The following is a 15,812-nucleotide window of genomic DNA, read 5'->3' as shown; positions in this document are numbered from 1 at the left end:
CCGGGTGGAACGTAGGGACGAGCGGGATCGGAGCCGGGGCGTGGTGAGCATCGGGGCGGTCGTCCGCCGGGTAGGGGCGTACGGCGGGCAGTTCCTGCTGCTCGCCGCGCTGGCGCTGGTCGCCACGCTGATCATCAGCGGGGTGCCGAGGATCGTCAACGGGCACGCCGAGAAGGGTCTGCGGGCGCACCTGGGCACCGTGCCGGCGCAGCAGCGGGACGTGACGTACTCGACCGGTCCGCTCGTCCCGACGAATGAGGGCGGCTCCCCGGTGGCCACCCGCCAGGGCGACCTGGCGACGCTGGAGGCCGGGATGCCGCCGGTCGTACGCCGGATGGTCGAACGGCGGTGGTTCACCGCGGAGACCAGGCCCAGCCGGGTGGTCGGCCCGGACCTGGCGGCGAAGAACCTCCTGGTCGACCTCGGCCTGCGGGCCGTGCCCGGCACCGAGGAGGCCGGCACGCTGGTCGAGGGGCGCTGGCCGGCCGACGCGCCGAAGGGCGGGCCGGTGCAGGTGGCGCTGGCCGCCGACGTGGCTCGCCAGCTGAACCTGCGGGTCGGCAGCCGGCTCACCCTCGCCGCGCCGGGACCCGTCTCACCCGCTGCCCCGCTCCGCGCCCCGGTCGACGTGGTCGGTCTCTTCGCGCCCCGCGACGACACCGACGGGTTCTGGGACGGCCTGCCGCCGTTGCTGCGGGTGGGCGAGCCGCCCTCGGACGGCGATCCCTTCATCGCCGTGGGGGTCGTCGACGCCGCCGCGTTGAATCGTCAGGCCGTCGCAGGCTGGCCGCTGACGTACAACTGGCGCTACCGCATGGGTGCCGACGGCATCGACGTCCGCGAGCTGGACCAGGTGATCGACGGCCTGCAGCAGCTGACCCGGGAGTCGGCCGGCCGCAACGTCGTCCAGGGGCTGGACATTCCGCTGCGGCAGTTCTCCGCCGAGGTGGACAGCGCCCGGACGGTGCTCGGGGTGATCGCCGCGGGCGTACTGGCCACGCTGGCGGGGCTCGTCGTGCTGGCCGCCGGGCTGCTCGTGCGCCGACGCCGGGCGGAGTTCGCCCTGCTGCGCGCCCGGGGCGGGGCGAGGACCACGAGCGCCGGCCGCAGCCTGGCCGAGGCACTGCTGGTGGTGCCGCCCGCCGGAGCGCTCGGCTGGCTGGTCGGCAGTCTCGCCCCCGGGACACCGGGGGAGACGTGGTGGCTCGCCGTCGCCGCGACCGTCCTGGTGGCGGCGACGCTGCCGGTGGCCACCCTCGCCGCGTCCACCGGCGGCGCCGGGCGACGCGACCTCGTCCGGTCGCGCCCCGGCGTGCGTCGGCTCACCATGGAGGCGGGACTGCTGGTCCTCGCGGGTCTCGCGGTCGTGCTGCTGCGCCGCCGCGGCCTCACCCCGGGGGAGGTCGACCCGCTGCTGGTCTCGGTCCCGGTGCTGCTGGCCGTCGCCGCGGCGGTGGTCGCGATGCGGGCGTACCCGTGGCCGCTGCGGCTGGTCAGTCGGCTCGCGGCCCGGGCCCGGGGCAGCGTGGCCTTCCTGGGCACCGCCCGGGCCGGCCGGTCGGTCGTCGCCGTGCCGCTGGTGGTCGTCGTGCTGGCCATCGCGACCGCGGCGTTCTGCGCGGTGACCGCCGCCGGGATCGAGGCGAGCCGGGACCGGGCCGCCAGCCGGGTGGTCCCGACCGACGCCCTGATCCTGGGGGACCGGATCGCCCCCGACACGGGCGTCGAGCTGGAGCGGCTGCCAGGGGTCCGGGCCGCGAGCCCGGTGCTGTACGAGGCGGGCCAGCGCCTCGCGAAGGACGCGGTCGGCACCGACACCCGGCTCGGCGGGGTGACCGTGCTCATGGTCGACGGTCCCGCCCTGGCGCGGATGGTCGAGCAGGCCGACGTCGACGTGTCGGTGCCCATGGCGCTGCTCGCCCCCGCCGGGGGAGCCGGTCCGCTGCCCGCGGTGGTCTCCCCGACGGTCGCCGCCGAGTTGGCCGGCGCCGGCCTGGCCGGCTCCGCCTTCGTCGGCGCCCAGGGCCAGCGCTACGAGTTCCGGGTCGCCGGGCAGGTGGAGAGCTTCCCGCTGCTGCGCGCGGACAGCAGCCGCTTCGTGCTCCTGCCCTGGCAGTCCCTGCCCCGCCGCGACTACGCCGCCGTGCCGACCGGCTTCCTGGTGACCGGCGACGACCTGGACGCCGACGTCCTGCGCCGGGTCGGCGACGCGGGGCAGTCCCGCTTCCAGACCGGCGGGACGGTGGTTGGCCGGGAGCCCCCGCGCGGCGTGGAGGTGTTGACCTTCGCGGACATCCGTCGCCAGGTGGGCGAGGGCGGCGCGAACGGGGTGCTCGCCTTCGGCTTCGCCGCCGGCGCGGCCGGCGGGACGGCGCTGGGCCTGCTCGCGATCGCCTTCACGGTGCTCGCCGGCGCCCGCGAGCGCGGCCAGGTGCTGTCCCGGCTGCGCACCCTCGGCCTGTCCCGACGCCAGTGGCGCGGGCTGCTGCTGGTGGAACTGGCTCCGCTGGTGGGCGTCTCGGTGGTGACCGGTGCGCTGGTCGGCACGGCCCTGCCGCTGCTGCTGACGCCGGTGCTCGGCCTGTCCGCCTTCACCGACGGCGTCGAGGTCCGGGTGGCGTTCGAGCCCGGCCTGCTGGTCGCCGTCGTCGCGCTCGGGGCCCTCGCCCTCGGCTTCGCGGTCGCCGTCGAGGCCCTGAACAACCGCCGGATGCGCCTCGGTGAGGTGCTCCGGCTCGGAGAGGAGAACTGACAATGACGGCTACCGCGGAGACCACCGCCGTGCCGGACCTGGCCGCCCTGCAACAGCGGGCCGCCGAGCGTGCGGCGCAGCGGGCCGGCGGCCGGGACCGGTTGCGTGGGCACATCGTCTGCGACGGACTGGTCCGGATCTTCAAGACCGAGGGGATGGAGGTGGTCGCCCTGCAGGGGCTCGACCTGGTCATCGACCGGGGTGAGCTGGTGGCGATCGTGGGCGCCTCCGGGTCCGGCAAGTCGACGCTGCTGAACATCCTCTCCGGGCTCGACACCCCGACCGCCGGCATCGCCCGCGTCGGGGAGTACGACCTGCTCAACCTCTCCGCCGGGCGGCGGCTGAGCTACCGGCGGAAGATGGTCGGGTTCGTCTGGCAGCAGACCGGCCGCAACCTGCTGCCGTACCTGTCGGCGCTGGAGAACGTCGAGCTGCCGATGCGCCTCGCCGGGCGGCGGGGTGGCCGGCGGGCCCGCCGCGAACGGGCCCGGGAGCTGTTGGACATGGTCGGGGTGGCTCACTGCGCCGACCGGCGGCCCGGGCAGCTCAGCGGTGGCGAGCAGCAGCGCTGCGCGGTGGCGGTGGCGGTGGCCAACGATCCCGAGGTGCTCTTCGCCGACGAGCCGACCGGTGAGCTGGACGAGGCGACCGGGGCCGACGTCTTCGGGGCGCTGCGCACCATCAACGCGGAGCTGGGCGTCACCATCGTGGTGGTCACCCACGACCACGCCGTCGCCACCCAGGTCCGCCGCACCGTCGCGATCCGCGACGGCCGGACCGCCTCGGAGGTACGCCGGACCGCGCGGATCGGCGCGGACGGCAGCACCGAACTGGTCAGCGAGGAGTACGCCGTGCTCGACCGCAGCGGCCGGTTGCAGCTGCCGGCACCGTTCGTGGACGCGTTGTCGCTGCGCGACCGGGTGCGGCTCAACCTGGAACCGGACCACGTGGAGGTGCGCCCGGGCGACCGGCCGCAGGACGAGCGGGAGGCGAAGCAGTGAGCGAGCGGGACGCGGCACGGGCCGGACGGCAGGCCGGGGCGGAGGTCGCCGACGTCGCGCTGGTGGGCGCGGGGAGCACCGACGGAGCGGCGGTCGGCGCCACGGTCGTCGACGAGGTGGTCCGGGTCGAGGGGGTCAACCGCACGTTCGGCCGCGGCGAGCACGCCGTGCACGCCGTACGGGACGTCTCGTTCTCGGCCGGGCGGGGCGAACTGGTCGCCGTGCGGGGCCGCTCCGGGGCGGGCAAGACGACCCTGCTGAACCTGGTCGGTGGGCTGGACCGGCCCGACTCGGGCCGGGTGGTGGTCGCCGGGCACGACGTCACCGGCGCCGGGGAGAAGGAGCTGCTGGAGTTGCGCCGCGGCACCGTCGGCTTCGTGTTCCAGACCTTCGGGCTGGTGCCGATCCTCTCCGCCGCCGAGAACGTCGGCGTACCGCTGCGGCTGGCGCGGGTCCCGGCGGCCGAGCGGGAGGAACGGGTGGCGGTGCTGCTGGAGCTGGTGGGCCTCGGCGGCCACGCGGGCCAGCGGCCGTACGAGCTCTCGGGCGGGCAGCAGCAGCGGGTGGCGGTGGCGCGGGCCCTGGCCAACGAGCCCGACCTGCTGATCGCCGACGAACCCACGGGTCAACTCGACTCCGAGACCGGCCGGTCGATCATGGACCTGCTCCGGGCGGTCGTGCACGCCCGCGGCATGACCGCGCTGGTGGCCACCCACGATCCGGCCCTGATCGACCTCGCCGACCGCGTCCTCACCCTCCGCGACGGCCACCTCCTCCCCACCTGACCCGCCCGTCTTCCCCTCCCGTCCCCCCTCCCGCCCTTCCGCCCTCCCCGCGTCGATCATGCAGTTGTGGTGGGGCATTTCATCTGGCCTATCCCTTTTGTCGAGCAGCACAACTGCATGATCGACGGGATCAGGGGGCGGGGCGGGGGTGGGAGGGGTGGGTCAGAGCGGGAGTTTCATGCCCTCGTGGGTGGGGAGGAAGCCCAGGCCGAGGTAGAAGCGGTGGGCGTCGTGGCGGGCCTTGTCGGTGGTGAGCTGGACCAGGGCGCAGCCGCGCCGCCTCGCCTGGTCGATCGCCCAGGTGATCATCTGCCGGCCGAGGCCACGCCCGCGCAGGTCGGAGCGGACCCGGACCGCCTCGATGAGCTGCCGTTCCGCGCCGTGCCGGCCCAGGCCGGGGATGTAGGTGAGCTGCATGCAGCCGAGCAGCTCACCGTCCGTGTCGGCGACGATCAGCTGGTTGCGCGGGTCGGCGTCGATGTCGGCGAACGCCTTCTCGTACGCGGCGTCGACCTCCGTGAGGTCGCGGGTCCTGCCGAGCACGTCGTCGGCGAGCAGGGCGATCACGGCGGGCAGGTCGGCTCGGACGGCCTCGCGGAAGATCACGTCACTCATGCGGCTCAGCGTGGCACAGTGAGCCGGACCGATGGGCGGGCAGCGCTCGCGTGCGGGGTGCAACATGACTGTCCATGGACGTCCTGCTGTTGCCGTTCCGGTTGATCTACCGGGGGCTGGTCTGGTTCGCCAACTCGCCCCGTACGTTGATCATCTCCTACCTGCTGATGATCGTGGTGGCCGGCGTGATCTACGGCCACGTGGAGAAGCGCAGCCCGGCGGACGCCGTCTGGTGGGCGGTGGTGACCGCGTCCACCGTCGGCTACGGCGACATCTCCCCGGTGAGCTGGCAGGGCCGTACCCTCGCCGCGCTGCTCATCTCGACCATGGTGCTGCTGGTCATCCCGTTGATCACCGCGCACTTCGCCAGTCAGCTCATCGTCGACGACGACGCCTTCGAGCACGAGGAGCAGGAGCAGCTGAAGGCCGACGTGCGCCGGATGCGGGCGCTGCTGGAGGAGATGGCGGCCCGGCAGGGCATCGACCTGCCCGACCTGCCGCCGGAGCGACCGGTCAGCGGGCCGGGCAGCGCAGCCCTTCCCTGGGCACGACCAGGTCGATCAGGTAGGCGTCGACCGCCTGGGTGACGCAGGAGGTCTGCGGGTACGCGGTGTGCCCCTCGCCCTCCCAGGTGAGCACCCGGCCCACGCCCAGCATCGCGGCCAGCGCCGGGGTCTGCTCGTACGGCGTCGCGGGGTCGCCGGTGGTGCCCACCACCAGGATCGGCGGCGCCCCGGCGGCCGGGCCCGTCGGGTACGGGTCGCGCCCCCCGGGCCACTCGGCGCAGGAGAGCAGGCCGACGGCCAGGGCCGGGCCGAACAGGGGGTACTTCGCGCGCCACTGCGACTGGAGCTGCCGGATCCGTTCGTGGCTCGGCTTCTCCTGCTCGTCGGCGCAGTTGATCGCCAGGTTGGCGTCGAACATGTTCGAGTAGCGCCCGTCGGCGTCCCGGTCGGCGTACGCGTCGGCGAGGCGGAACACGTCCTTCGGGTCGCCGCCCTCCAGCTTGTCGATGGCGCCCGCCAGCTCCTGCCACCCCGACTCGGTGTAGAGCGACGAGATGATCGCGTAGAAGACCCAGCCCGCGGTGGCCTCCCGGCCGTCGTCGCCGCGCACCGGGGACACCCGCGCCTTGTCGATCGCCGAGGTGACCGCGGCCCGGGCGTCCGGGGCGATCGGGCAGCGCCCGGCGTTGGCCGCGCACCACGTGGTGAAGTTGCCGAAGGCCCGCTCGAAGCCCTTGGCCTGGCCCTCCGAGCCGGCGATGAGACCCTGCCGCGGGTCGACCGCGCCGTCGAGCACCAGCGCCCGCACCCGCCGGGGGTAGAGCTGGGCGTAGGTGGCGCCGAGCAGGGTGCCGTAGGAGTAGCCGAGGTAGGTCAGCTTGTCGTCGCCGACGGCGGCGCGGACCGCGTCCATGTCCCGGGCGGCCTGCTCGGTGCCGTAGAGCGGCAACTGGTCGCCGTAGCGTTCGCCGCAGCCGCGCCCGATCTTCCGGCTGAGCGCGACGAACCCGTCGAACGACTCCTGGCTCCGGGGGTCGGGGTCGTAGCCGAAGCTGGCGTCCAGCTCGGCGTCGGGGATGCACTCGACCGGGCTGGACCGGGACACCCCGCGCGGGTCGAAGCCGACGATGTCGAACCGGTCGGTGACCGAGGCCGGCAGGCCGCCGAACGCCGGGCCGAAGGAGAGGTAGACGGCCGTGTCCACGCCGGAGCCGCCGGGACCGCCCGGGTTGATCACCAGCGAGCCGATCCGGTCGCGCTGCTTGGTCGACCGGGCCCGCAGCAGCGCGATCTCGAAGGTCTGCCCGGCGCCCGGGCCGGTGGTGGCCCCGCCGCCCGCGTCCGTGCCCCAGTTGCGCGGCACCTTGATCCGCGCGCACTCGTAGCGCATGTTCGCGGCCCGGCGCCCGACCAACTCCTCGGCCACCTCCGGGCAGGCCCGCCAGGTGGGCGTGGTGCCGGGTGCGGCGGCCTCGCCGCCGGCCTCCGTCCGGGGCGCGATCGCCGGCAGGGTGCAGCCGGCGGCGACCAGCGCGGCGGCGGCCAGCCCGACGAGGGCGAGCCGGAAGCGGCGGATCCGGTCGGGGGTGCGGGTCACGAGCGGGCCTTTCGTGGTCGAGTCGACGGCCAGGCTACGCCGGACCGGTGGCGGGCCCCACGGTCACCGTGGGATCGCCGCGCAGCACCTGGTCCACATCGAACCGTACGGGCCGCTCGAGCTGGTCGTAGCGGCAGGAGCGGGGATCACGGTCGGGCCGCCAGCGGACGAACCGGGCGGTGTGTCGGAACCGGTCGCCCTCCATGGCGTCGTAGCCGACCTCGACCACCAGCTCGGGGCGCAGCGGCTCCCACTCGAGGTTGCGGGTGCCCGTCCAGCGGCTCACCCCGCCGGGGAGGCGCTGGCCGCGCTCGTGGTCGCCGTGCACCCACGGGTGGTCGGCGCCGACGTCGCGGTAGGGCTCCAGCTCCTCCAGCAGCTCCGCGCGGCGGGCCATGGTGAACGACGCGCTCACCCCGACGTGGTGCAGGACCCCGTCGTCGTCGTGCAGGCCGAGCAGGAGCGAGCCGACCACCGGACCGGACTTGTGCCAGCGGAAGCCGGCCACCACCACGTCGGCCGTGCGGGCGTGCTTGACCTTGAACATGAGCCGCTTGCCCGGCTCGTAGGGCAGGTCGGCCGGCTTGGCGATCAGACCGTCGAGGCCGGCGCCCTCGAAGACGTCGAACCAGCGGTGGGCGGTGTCGACGTCGGTGGTGACCTGGGTGACGTGCACCGGCGGGCGGACCCCGGCCAGCGCCGACTCCAGCCGGGCCCGACGCCGGGGATAGGGCTCGTCGAGCAGCGTCTCGTCGTCGAGGGCGAGCAGGTCGAAGGCGACGAAGTCGGCGGGCGTGGTCTCGGCCAGCAGCTTCACCCGGGACGCGGCGGGGTGGACGCGCTGGGCCAGCAGCTCGAAGTCGAGCCGGGGCTGCCCGTCCGGGCCGTCGCGCCGGATCACGATCAGCTCGCCGTCGACCGCGCACCGTCGGGGAAGCTGGCGGCGCGCCTGCTCGACCACCTCGGGGAAGTAGCGGGTCATCGACTTGCCGCCCCGGCTGGCCAGCTCGACCTCGTCGCCGTCGCGGAACACGATGCACCGGAAGCCGTCCCACTTCGGCTCGTAGGTCATCCCGGGCGCGGTCGGCACCCGTGCGACGCTCTTGGCCAGCATCGGCTCGACCGGCGGGGAGATCGGCAGCTTCACGGCGACCAGTCAACCAGACCGCACCGACAGTCGTGAGGCAGATCACGCGCGGTGAACGGGCGGCGTGTCCGGTCGCGCGCTGCCCGTACCGCACCGGGCGAATCAGGAAACCGCAGGTCAGAGCTACTTTCGCGGGGTGTCGGAGTGGGCCTGCGGGTGCTGCGGACGGTGGCGGGTCAGCGTCGAGCTGATCCGGGGCCGCTACCGCTACCGCCTGGTGCGCCGCTATCCCCGCCGGTTCGGCGGGGGCAAGGACGTGCTCGGCGAGGTCGGCTCCGTGGCGGAGCTGGAGGAGCTGCTGCGTCGGCGTACCCCTCTCGGGCTGGCCGACCTGCGCGAGGCCGCCTGACCCGGCGGCGGCCGAGCCCGGCGGACCCCGCTCGGCCCGGCGCCGGCCCGTCCGGTGCGACGGCCCCTGTCACGATCCGCCCCGCGGCCTCGTCGAGACTGGCAGCGGCGCCGCCGGGCGCCACCACGGGGAGGGGACGCGATGAGGTTCGAGGCCGGTACGGAGGTGGCCGCCGAGGCCGGACGGGTCTGGGCGGTGCTGGTGGACGTCGAGCGGTGGCCGGAGTGGACGCCCTCGGTGCGCCGGGCGCTCCGGGGGGAGCCGGGGCCGCTCACGCCGGGCGCCACCGCCCGGCTCGCGCAGCCGAAGCTGCGAGCGGCGGTGTGGCGGGTCACGGAGCTGACCGAGGGGCGGTCGTTCACCTGGGTCTCGGGCAGCCCGGGGGTGCGCACCATCGGCGAGCACCGGGTGCTGCCGCTGCCCGACGGACGCAGCCGCGTCGAGCTGGCGCTCACGCAGTCCGGGCCGCTGGCCGGGCCCGTCGGCTGGCTCTACGGCGACCTGATGCGTCGCTACCTGCGACAGGAGGCCGACGGGCTCAGGCGTCGCTGCGAGCGGGACTGACCGCCTTCTCCAGCAGGGCGAGCCGGATGCCGTTCGGGTCCGGCCGGTGCCCGACGACCCGGTAGCCGTGCCGCTGGTACAACCGCAGGTTCTGCGCGCTGTCGGCGCCGGTGAAGAGCGCGAAGCGGCGTACCCGGGCGGCACAGGCCGCCTCCACCGCGCGCAACAGCCGCCCGCCGACGCCCCGGCCCTGCTGGTCCGGGGCGACGGAGAGCCGCCCGACGTGCGCGGTGTCGCCGTCGACGTGCGCCCGCACGGAGCCGACCAGCCGGTCGCCGAGCCGGGCGGCGAGCACGGTCGCGGGGCCCGCCAGCGCGGCCCGCACCTCGTCCAGGGTCTCGGTCAGCGGGGGCAGGAACGGATCGGTGTAGCGCTGTGCCTCGGTCAGGTACGCGGCGCGCTGCACGGTGAGGATCTCTCCGGCGTCCGTGACGTCGGCGGGAACGATGCGCGGCTCGGTGATCACCGCGACAGCCAACCACAGGCCGCCGGACGTGCGCCCGTACGCTGGCGGTGTCCGTCGAGCCGTGGGGGTGAGCCGTGCCGGCCCTGACCTATCCGCACGTGGGCGCCACCGAGACCGGCGAACTGCCGGCCGGCTGGCGGCACGTGCGCCACCGCGTCCGGCTGCCCGACTCCTGCTTCGCGGCGGCCGGGGACGCCGTGCTCGGCTGGCGCCTGCACCGGGCGGCCGGCATCCGCATCGACGCCGGCGCCGAGCGGGCCGCGCCCGGGGTCCGGGTGGTCTCCGGGCTGGGCGTCGGCGCGCTGCGGCTGGCCGCGCCCTGCGAGGTGGTCTGGGCCGTCGACGACGGGCGGCGCGCCGGCTTCGGCTACGGCACGCTGCCCGGACACCCGGCGCGCGGCGAGGAGGCGTTCGTGGTCAGCCGCGACGCCGCCGGCCGCGTCTGGTTCGAGGTGCTCGCGTTCAGCCGCCCGGACCGCTGGGTCATGCGCGCCGCGGGGCCGGCCGGTCGGGCCTTCCAGCGGGCGTACGCCTGGTGGCTCGGGCGTACCCTGCGCCGCCTCTGCGCGCGCCCCTGACCCGCACCGCCCCCACCCGTCGGCCGTCGTCGCGGCCCTCCACGACGACCCGCATGCCGGCCGTCGCCGCGCCGCACAGCGGTGGCACCCCGGGCGCGAAGCCCGCCGGGGCGGCGGGACCCGGTCAGAACCGGGCGAAGGAGCGGATCGGCATCCGCGGGCCGTACTTCGGCGCCTGGACGCCGCCCGCCGCCAGCAGCACGCAGACCCGCCCCCGGTGCCCCCGGAACGGCTCCAGCAGGGCGAGCATCCGGGCGTCGTCGCCGCGCGGCTCGCCCGCCAGCGCCCAGGTGACCGTGTTCGGCACGTGGAAGTCGCCGACGCTGACCGCGTCCGGGTCGCCGTACGCGATCCGCACCACCTCGGCGGCGGTCCACGCGCCGATGCCGGCGATCGCGGTCAGCCGACGGGTGGCCTCGGCGGAGTCCGCGCAGCGCTCCAGCCGGTCGGCGACGGCCGCCGCGCGCCGCAGCGTCTCGGCCCGGCGCTGCTCCACGCCGAACGGGTGGAACACCCAGTACGGCGTGGCGGCCACCGCCGCCGGGTCCGGCGGCAGCAGCAGCGGCTGCATCGGTCCGGGCGCCGCCTCGGCGAAGTGCCGCACCGTCGCCGCGTACGCCCGGTAGGCCTCCTTGCCGGTCACCTTCTGCTCGAAGACCGCCCGCAGCAGCCGGGGGAAGACCTGCCCGGTGGCCGGCATCCGCAGCCCCCGGTACTGGGCCGCGAGCCGCGCCACCACGGGGTGGGCGGCGGCGAGCGCCGCGAACCCGGACACGTCGTCGCGGAGCCCGGCGACCGCGTCCGCCCGCTGCACCACCCGGTCGGCGCCCGGGCCGTAGCCCTCGGCGAGCAGGGCGCCGCCGGCCGGCCGCAGCGCGAGGGTGGCCGGACCGTCCGGGGTGCGGGCGGCCCACCAGAAGGTGCCGGCCGCGACCCGCGCGCAGGGGTCGTACGGGCTGAAGGTCAGCGTCCGCACCGACGCGGCCAGCCGGTACCCGGCGGGCGGGCGCAGCTCCCGACGCGCGGTGGGTTCGGTCCCGGTCACCCGCACATGCTGTCACGTCCCCGCCCCGTGACCGGCGACACCGCCGGCGCGCGGCGGCGTCGCCCACGCCGGCCGGCGTGCGGTGACCGGCCAGGCCGTCCCGCGGCTGCGACCGGCCACCGGTCCCCGGGAATCAGTACGAGTAGTTCGGGTCGCCCTGCCCGGCCTGCTGGCCGGCCGGCGGGGCGACCGGTTTCGGGGTGCCCGTCGGCAGGCAGCTGAGGTTCTTCCTGCCGTCCGGGGCCACCACGAACCAGGTGCCCCCGACGCCCTGGCCCTTCCACTGGCCGGGCTTCTTGTCCCCGACGTAGCGGTACAGCGGCCAGCCGTCGAGGGTGAGCTGCCGGCTGCCGTCCTGACGGGTCACGGTGCCGACCTTGTCGTCGGAGACGCCGTTGAGCTCCGGGTCGCCGTCGGTCAGCGCCGGGGGCCACACCTGGGCGCACTTGTCGACGCAGTTCGACGAGGGCGGGTCGTTGCTGTCCTTGTCGAAGCGGTAGAGGATCCAGCCGTCCTGGTCGGTGACCACGCTGCCCATCCGGGCGACCTTCCGGCCGTTCAGTTCCTCGGTCAGGTCCGCGTCGGCGGGCGGCGCGTCGGCAGCCGGAGCGGCCGGGGACGGCGAGGTCTGGGGCTCGGCCGCCGCGGTGGGTTCGGCGGCGGTCACGGCGACCGGTTCGGCGGCGCCCGGGTTCGCCCCTTCGTAACCCGCGGGAGCGCAGGCCGTCAACGCGACCATCGCACTCGCGACGATGACGGTTCGCTTCATCTGTGCCACGTGCCCTCCTCGGTAATGGCGGTTCACCGGTTGATACGGCAGCGGGCACTGTCAAAGTTGAATGCGAAACCGTGGTCGATGTCACGGAGAATCGTTGAACCGAAAGGGCCGTGAATTCGTTTCCGCGACGAGGGCGAACACCGCGGGACAACTGCCGGAAACGGCAGGCGGCATCGGCGCCGGTCGTCGTGCCGACCGGCGCCGATGCCGCGACGGGTGCTACATCTGCACCGTGACCAGCGGGCTCGCCACCCCACCGGCGTCCACCGACTGCACCTGGAACTGCTTGACGTCGCTCAGCCGCGTCGACGTCGACGCCGACAGGCTCAGCTTCTCGGGGCGCGCGTTGGTGCCGTACCCGGTGCCGGGCACCGACCAGGTGGAGACCACCTCGATGCTGTTGTTCTTGCGCACCACGACGAGGCGGCACGTCCGGGGGCCGGGCAACTTCGCGAGGATGAAGTCCACGGCAGTGCCGAAGTCCTTCGACACCACGAAGAAGGTCGCCTCGACGCCGGTGGTCGGGTCGACGACGTTGACGGGGTCGCCCTCCGGCAGCGTCCCGCCGATGTCCGGGTCGTTCGGGTCGCTGGAGCGGCTGACCGTGGGCGGGTCGACCGGCGCCGTGGCGGCCGGCTCGGCCACCACCCGGGGCGCGTCGTCGCCGACGACGCTGACGAGGCCGAGCCCGGTCAGGCCACCGAGCACCAGCACCGCGGCCGCCGTGGCGAGCAGCTGCCGGACCCGGTTGCGCCGCCGGTGGGCGCGGACCGCGACCAGCGTCCGGTCCAGCAGGGCCGGATCCGTACGCGCCTGCTCCATCGCGGCCATCGTCTCGCCGTCGATGTCGGAGAGCAGGCCGGCGACCGGCACCATCGTCTCCAACTCGGCCGCGCACGCCCAGCAGGTGGCGAGGTGTTCCTCGAACCGTTCCGTGTCGCGCTCGTCCAGCACGCCCAGCGCGTACGCCGCGACGTCCATGTGGTCCGCCCGGCTCATTCCGTCACCCCCCGTTCCTGCAGGGCCGTGCGCAGCGCGCGCAGCGCGTAGTAGACCCGCGACTTGGCGGTGCCGAGCGGAAGGCCCAGCTCCTCCGCCGCCTCCGGCACCGTCCGACCCCGGAAGTACGTGGCCACCAGGATCTCCCGGTGCGACTGGCTCAGCGTACGCAGCGCGTCCGCCACCGTCATCGTGCGCAGCACCCGGTCGGTGCTGTCCGACTCGGCGAACGCCGTCAGGTCCCGGTCGTACGTCTCGGCCGGCCGGGCCTGCACGCTGCGGTGCTCGTCGATGGCGATGCGCCGGGCGACCGTGACCAGCCACGGCCGCAGGGAGCCCTGCCCCTGCGCGCCCAGCCGGTGCGCGTTGCGCCACGCCCGCAGCAGCGTCTCCTGGACGATGTCCTCCGCCCGCTGCCGGTCGCCGCCGGTGAGCCGCATGACGAACGCCAGCAGCGGCCCGGCGTGCTCGGCGTAGAGCAACCGGATCAACCGGTCCGAGTGACCCGCCTCCGTGGACGGTGTCGCCTGGTGGCGCCCGGGGGCGGATCTCGGCGTCACCGGCCCATTCTGGCGAGGCGCCTCGCGGGCGTCGACCCCACGGGCCGCCGTGCCCGGCCGGGACTGGGACCGCGCGGACAACCAGTCCCCGCGCGCCCCGTCGCCGTGCCAACCGGCCGCCACCGCATGCATGCAGACCTCCGGGTGTCCGATGACATCGGCCGTCCCCCACGGGTACGGCCGCCCGGTGGTACGCAACGCCGGCGCGAACGGATCAACGGCCCCCGGAAAAGATCGCGGTCAACGTCGCACGGAGAAGATGCCGGGCGGCGGCGGGGTCGAGTCGGTGGCGTCGGCGTCGCGCACCACCGCCGCACCGCCCGCGAAGCGGTCGAGTTCCTCGCCGGCCAGCACCCGGCCCGGGAACCAGTCCCCGGCGGCGCGCCGGGTCAGCTCCGGCACCGGCGGCTCGACCCGCCCGGCCACCAGCACCAGGTTGCCGTGCCGCCGCCCGCGCAGCACCGCCGCGTCACCGACGAGGCAGGCCCGGGGCAGCACCGACCGGACCGTGGCCACCTGCCGCCGGGCGTGGCGCAGCGGCGGGCCGTCGGCGACGTTCGCCAGGTGGAAGCCGGCGGGACGCAGCACCCGGGCCACCTCGGCGGCGTACTCCACCGAGGTCAGGTGGGCCGGGGTGCGGGCACCGGCGAAGACGTCGGCGAGCACGACGTCGTAGCTGGCGTCGCGGCTGGCGGCGAGCACCGTGCGCGCGTCGGCCACCCGGACCTTGAGCCGGGGATCCGGCTGCCACGGCAGGGCCCGACGGACCAGCTCCACCAGCGCGCCGTCCACCTCGACCACCCGCTGGGTGGAGCCGGGCCGGGTGGCCGACACGTAGCGGGGCAGGGTGAGCGCGCCGCCGCCGAGGTGCAGCACCCGCAGCGGCGCGCCGGCCGGCGCCACCAGGTCGATCGCGGCGGCGAGCCGCCGGACGTACTCGAACTCCAGGTGCGTGGGATCGTCGAGATCCACGTGCGACTGCGGGGCGCCGTCCAGCAGCAGGGTCCACGACCCCGGCCGGTCCGGATCCGGCACCAGCTCGGCCTGGCCGGTGTCCACCCGCGTGGCCACCGTGTCGGTCGCCCGCCTGCGGCCCATCAGCGCCGTCCCCGGGCGGCGGCGGTGAGCACCCGGTGCAGCAGCCGCGCGTCGCCGAGCAGCGCCCGCAGCCGCCGCTCCAGGCCGGCGATCGGGATCAGGTTCTGCGGCGCCCGTGGGTCCTTGTAGGGGGTGGAGGCGAACCGGGGCAGCGTGACCAGCGACAGGTCGGCCAGGCCCACCGCCTCGTCGATGCCCAGCTCGGCGGAGCACTCCATCCGGACGATGCCCGCCCACGGCGCGCCGAGGGCGACCGGCAGCCGCAGGTACCACGACCAGCCGCCCCAGGCGGTGCCGAGCTTGAAGACCGGGGAGCGCTCGCCGGCCGCCAACCCGGTGACCACGGCGGTCAGCCGGGCGTCCAGGTACTGGCTGTGCTGCGTCTTGATGTAGCCGAGGGTGCGCGGCAACTGCCGCCGGTTGCGCAGCGGACCGTCGACCACCAGCAGGTCCCCGTCCGTGCGGGCGGCCCCCGAGACCTCCACCTCCAGCGCGGTCAGCGGCCCCTGCACGGCGGCCGGGAGCTTGTTCAGCTCGCCCGTGCCGCTGACCCGGTGCACGGGGTAGCGGACGCTGCCGGCCACCACGTCCACCGCCGAGGGGCTGGCGGTGAACAACCCCCGACCGACCCGGGCGCCGGCGAGCTGCGCCGCGCCGCGCTCCAGGTCGCAGCGGACCACGCCGGCGGCGTACGAGGCGGCCAGGCCGGGAAAGGACGCCCCGTCCTCCTCCGCCGTCCACACGCTCGCGTCGATGCGGCGCACCCCGTCGACGAGCAGCACCACGTCGGGGGCGCGCACGTCGGGGCGTGGCCCGATCGCCCGCCAGTCCACCGCCGGCAGCTCGGCGTCCGGGTCGACCTGGGCGCTGCTCGGCGCGGCGGGACCGCCGCCGCCCGCCTCGAACGAGGCGCCGTACGCGGGATCCCACGCGTCGACGAAGAACCGGGGATCGGTCACCGCGGCGGACCTC

At 75.4% G+C, this 15,812-nt stretch carries 17 protein-coding genes; 7 read left to right on the top strand and 10 right to left on the bottom strand.

Translation table 11 applies throughout. The features are described from left to right. Positions 1-4 precede the first annotated feature (4 nt). From V6U77_RS08805 to V6U77_RS08795, 3 genes are all read left to right on the top strand, one after another. The gene (locus tag V6U77_RS08805) at positions 5-2,752 is read left to right on the top strand and encodes an ABC transporter permease (RefSeq protein ID WP_334605735.1); all 2,748 of its coding nucleotides are present in this window, start codon (positions 5-7) and stop codon (positions 2,750-2,752) included. Between the two features lie 2 nt (positions 2,753-2,754). Next, on the top strand, positions 2,755-3,753 hold the full coding sequence (locus V6U77_RS08800) for an ABC transporter ATP-binding protein (RefSeq protein WP_334605734.1): 999 nt from the start codon (positions 2,755-2,757) through the stop codon (positions 3,751-3,753). Positions 3,754-3,815: 62 nt separating this feature from the next. Next, positions 3,816-4,538, top strand: coding sequence for an ABC transporter ATP-binding protein (locus V6U77_RS08795; protein ID WP_334605763.1), 723 nt, complete (start codon positions 3,816-3,818; stop codon positions 4,536-4,538). A gap of 162 nt (positions 4,539-4,700) precedes the next feature. Here V6U77_RS08795 and V6U77_RS08790 read toward each other — a convergent pair whose 3' ends face one another. Continuing rightward, positions 4,701-5,153, bottom strand: a complete 453-nt coding sequence (locus tag V6U77_RS08790; protein ID WP_334605733.1) for a GNAT family N-acetyltransferase — start codon at positions 5,151-5,153, stop codon at positions 4,701-4,703. Positions 5,154-5,227: 74 nt separating this feature from the next. On the opposite strand from V6U77_RS08790, the gene V6U77_RS08785 reads away from it, so the two are divergent. Continuing rightward, positions 5,228-5,740 (top strand): potassium channel family protein, encoded by a 513-nt coding sequence (locus tag V6U77_RS08785; protein ID WP_334605732.1) that lies wholly within the window; start codon positions 5,228-5,230, stop codon positions 5,738-5,740. Here V6U77_RS08785 and V6U77_RS08780 read toward each other — a convergent pair. Then, a complete protein-coding gene (locus tag V6U77_RS08780) occupies positions 5,667-7,256 on the bottom strand; it encodes an alpha/beta hydrolase (RefSeq protein WP_334605731.1) in 1,590 nt (529 codons plus the stop codon). The genes V6U77_RS08785 and V6U77_RS08780 overlap by 74 nt on opposite strands. Positions 7,257-7,290: 34 nt before the next feature. Next, positions 7,291-8,403 (bottom strand): ATP-dependent DNA ligase, encoded by a 1,113-nt coding sequence (locus tag V6U77_RS08775; protein WP_334605729.1) that lies wholly within the window; start codon positions 8,401-8,403, stop codon positions 7,291-7,293. 136 nt (positions 8,404-8,539) lie between these two features. Here V6U77_RS08775 and V6U77_RS08770 point away from each other — a divergent pair, with 136 nt between their 5' ends. Both V6U77_RS08770 and V6U77_RS08765 read left to right on the top strand, forming a co-directional pair. Further along, positions 8,540-8,752, top strand: a complete 213-nt coding sequence (locus V6U77_RS08770) for a hypothetical protein (protein WP_334605727.1) — start codon at positions 8,540-8,542, stop codon at positions 8,750-8,752. A gap of 141 nt (positions 8,753-8,893) precedes the next feature. Next, positions 8,894-9,316 carry an SRPBCC family protein gene (locus V6U77_RS08765; protein WP_334605726.1) on the top strand — a complete coding sequence of 141 codons (423 nt, stop codon included), beginning with the start codon at positions 8,894-8,896 and terminating at the stop codon, positions 9,314-9,316. Here V6U77_RS08765 and V6U77_RS08760 read toward each other — a convergent pair. Then, positions 9,291-9,782 (bottom strand): GNAT family N-acetyltransferase, encoded by a 492-nt coding sequence (locus V6U77_RS08760; RefSeq protein ID WP_442934401.1) that lies wholly within the window; start codon positions 9,780-9,782, stop codon positions 9,291-9,293. The genes V6U77_RS08765 and V6U77_RS08760 overlap by 26 nt on opposite strands. Before the next feature lie 74 nt (positions 9,783-9,856). On the opposite strand from V6U77_RS08760, the gene V6U77_RS08755 reads away from it, so the two are divergent. After that, on the top strand, positions 9,857-10,360 hold the full coding sequence (locus V6U77_RS08755) for a DUF1990 family protein (RefSeq protein ID WP_334605724.1): 504 nt from the start codon (positions 9,857-9,859) through the stop codon (positions 10,358-10,360). A 124-nt stretch (positions 10,361-10,484) separates the two neighbouring features. Here V6U77_RS08755 and V6U77_RS08750 read toward each other — a convergent pair whose 3' ends face one another. The 6 genes from V6U77_RS08750 to V6U77_RS08725 form a co-directional block, all read right to left on the bottom strand. Further along, entirely contained in the window at positions 10,485-11,405 is a 921-nt protein-coding gene (locus V6U77_RS08750; RefSeq protein ID WP_334605722.1) for a DNA-3-methyladenine glycosylase family protein, read from the bottom strand. A gap of 133 nt (positions 11,406-11,538) precedes the next feature. Next, entirely contained in the window at positions 11,539-12,183 is a 645-nt protein-coding gene (locus V6U77_RS08745) for a COG4315 family predicted lipoprotein (protein WP_334605721.1), read from the bottom strand. A gap of 219 nt (positions 12,184-12,402) precedes the next feature. Continuing rightward, positions 12,403-13,182 carry a zf-HC2 domain-containing protein gene (locus tag V6U77_RS08740; RefSeq protein ID WP_334605720.1) on the bottom strand — a complete coding sequence of 260 codons (780 nt, stop codon included), beginning with the start codon at positions 13,180-13,182 and terminating at the stop codon, positions 12,403-12,405. Beyond that, on the bottom strand, positions 13,179-13,874 hold the full coding sequence (locus V6U77_RS08735; RefSeq protein ID WP_334605719.1) for a sigma-70 family RNA polymerase sigma factor: 696 nt from the start codon (positions 13,872-13,874) through the stop codon (positions 13,179-13,181). The genes V6U77_RS08740 and V6U77_RS08735 overlap by 4 nt, the downstream gene beginning before the upstream one ends. Positions 13,875-13,982: 108 nt before the next feature. Further along, positions 13,983-14,840, bottom strand: a complete 858-nt coding sequence (locus V6U77_RS08730; protein WP_334605718.1) for a spermidine synthase — start codon at positions 14,838-14,840, stop codon at positions 13,983-13,985. After that, positions 14,840-15,799: a hypothetical protein gene (locus tag V6U77_RS08725; protein ID WP_334605717.1), complete on the bottom strand. Its 960-nt coding sequence runs from the start codon at positions 15,797-15,799 to the stop codon at positions 14,840-14,842. Before V6U77_RS08725 ends, V6U77_RS08730 begins: the two co-directional genes overlap by 1 nt. Between the last annotated feature and the right edge of the window lie 13 nt (positions 15,800-15,812).

This window comes from Micromonospora sp. CPCC 205546, from assembly GCF_036902715.1.
Lineage (GTDB): Bacteria > Actinomycetota > Actinomycetes > Mycobacteriales > Micromonosporaceae > Micromonospora.
The sequence above is the reverse complement of the archived record's forward strand: the minus strand, read 5'-3'. Positions and strand labels throughout refer to the sequence as shown.

Coding starts and splice junctions, on each gene's coding strand:
- V6U77_RS08800 (WP_334605734.1), top strand. CDS start 2,755: ATGACGGCTACCGCGGAGACCACCGCCGTGCCGGACCTGGCCGCCCTG.
- V6U77_RS08790 (WP_334605733.1), bottom strand. CDS start 5,153: ATGAGTGACGTGATCTTCCGCGAGGCCGTCCGAGCCGACCTGCCCGCC.
- V6U77_RS08785 (WP_334605732.1), top strand. CDS start 5,228: ATGGACGTCCTGCTGTTGCCGTTCCGGTTGATCTACCGGGGGCTGGTC.
- V6U77_RS08765 (WP_334605726.1), top strand. CDS start 8,894: ATGAGGTTCGAGGCCGGTACGGAGGTGGCCGCCGAGGCCGGACGGGTC.
- V6U77_RS08740 (WP_334605720.1), bottom strand. CDS start 13,182: ATGAGCCGGGCGGACCACATGGACGTCGCGGCGTACGCGCTGGGCGTG.
- V6U77_RS08735 (WP_334605719.1), bottom strand. CDS start 13,874: ATGCATGCGGTGGCGGCCGGTTGGCACGGCGACGGGGCGCGCGGGGAC.
- V6U77_RS08730 (WP_334605718.1), bottom strand. CDS start 14,840: ATGGGCCGCAGGCGGGCGACCGACACGGTGGCCACGCGGGTGGACACC.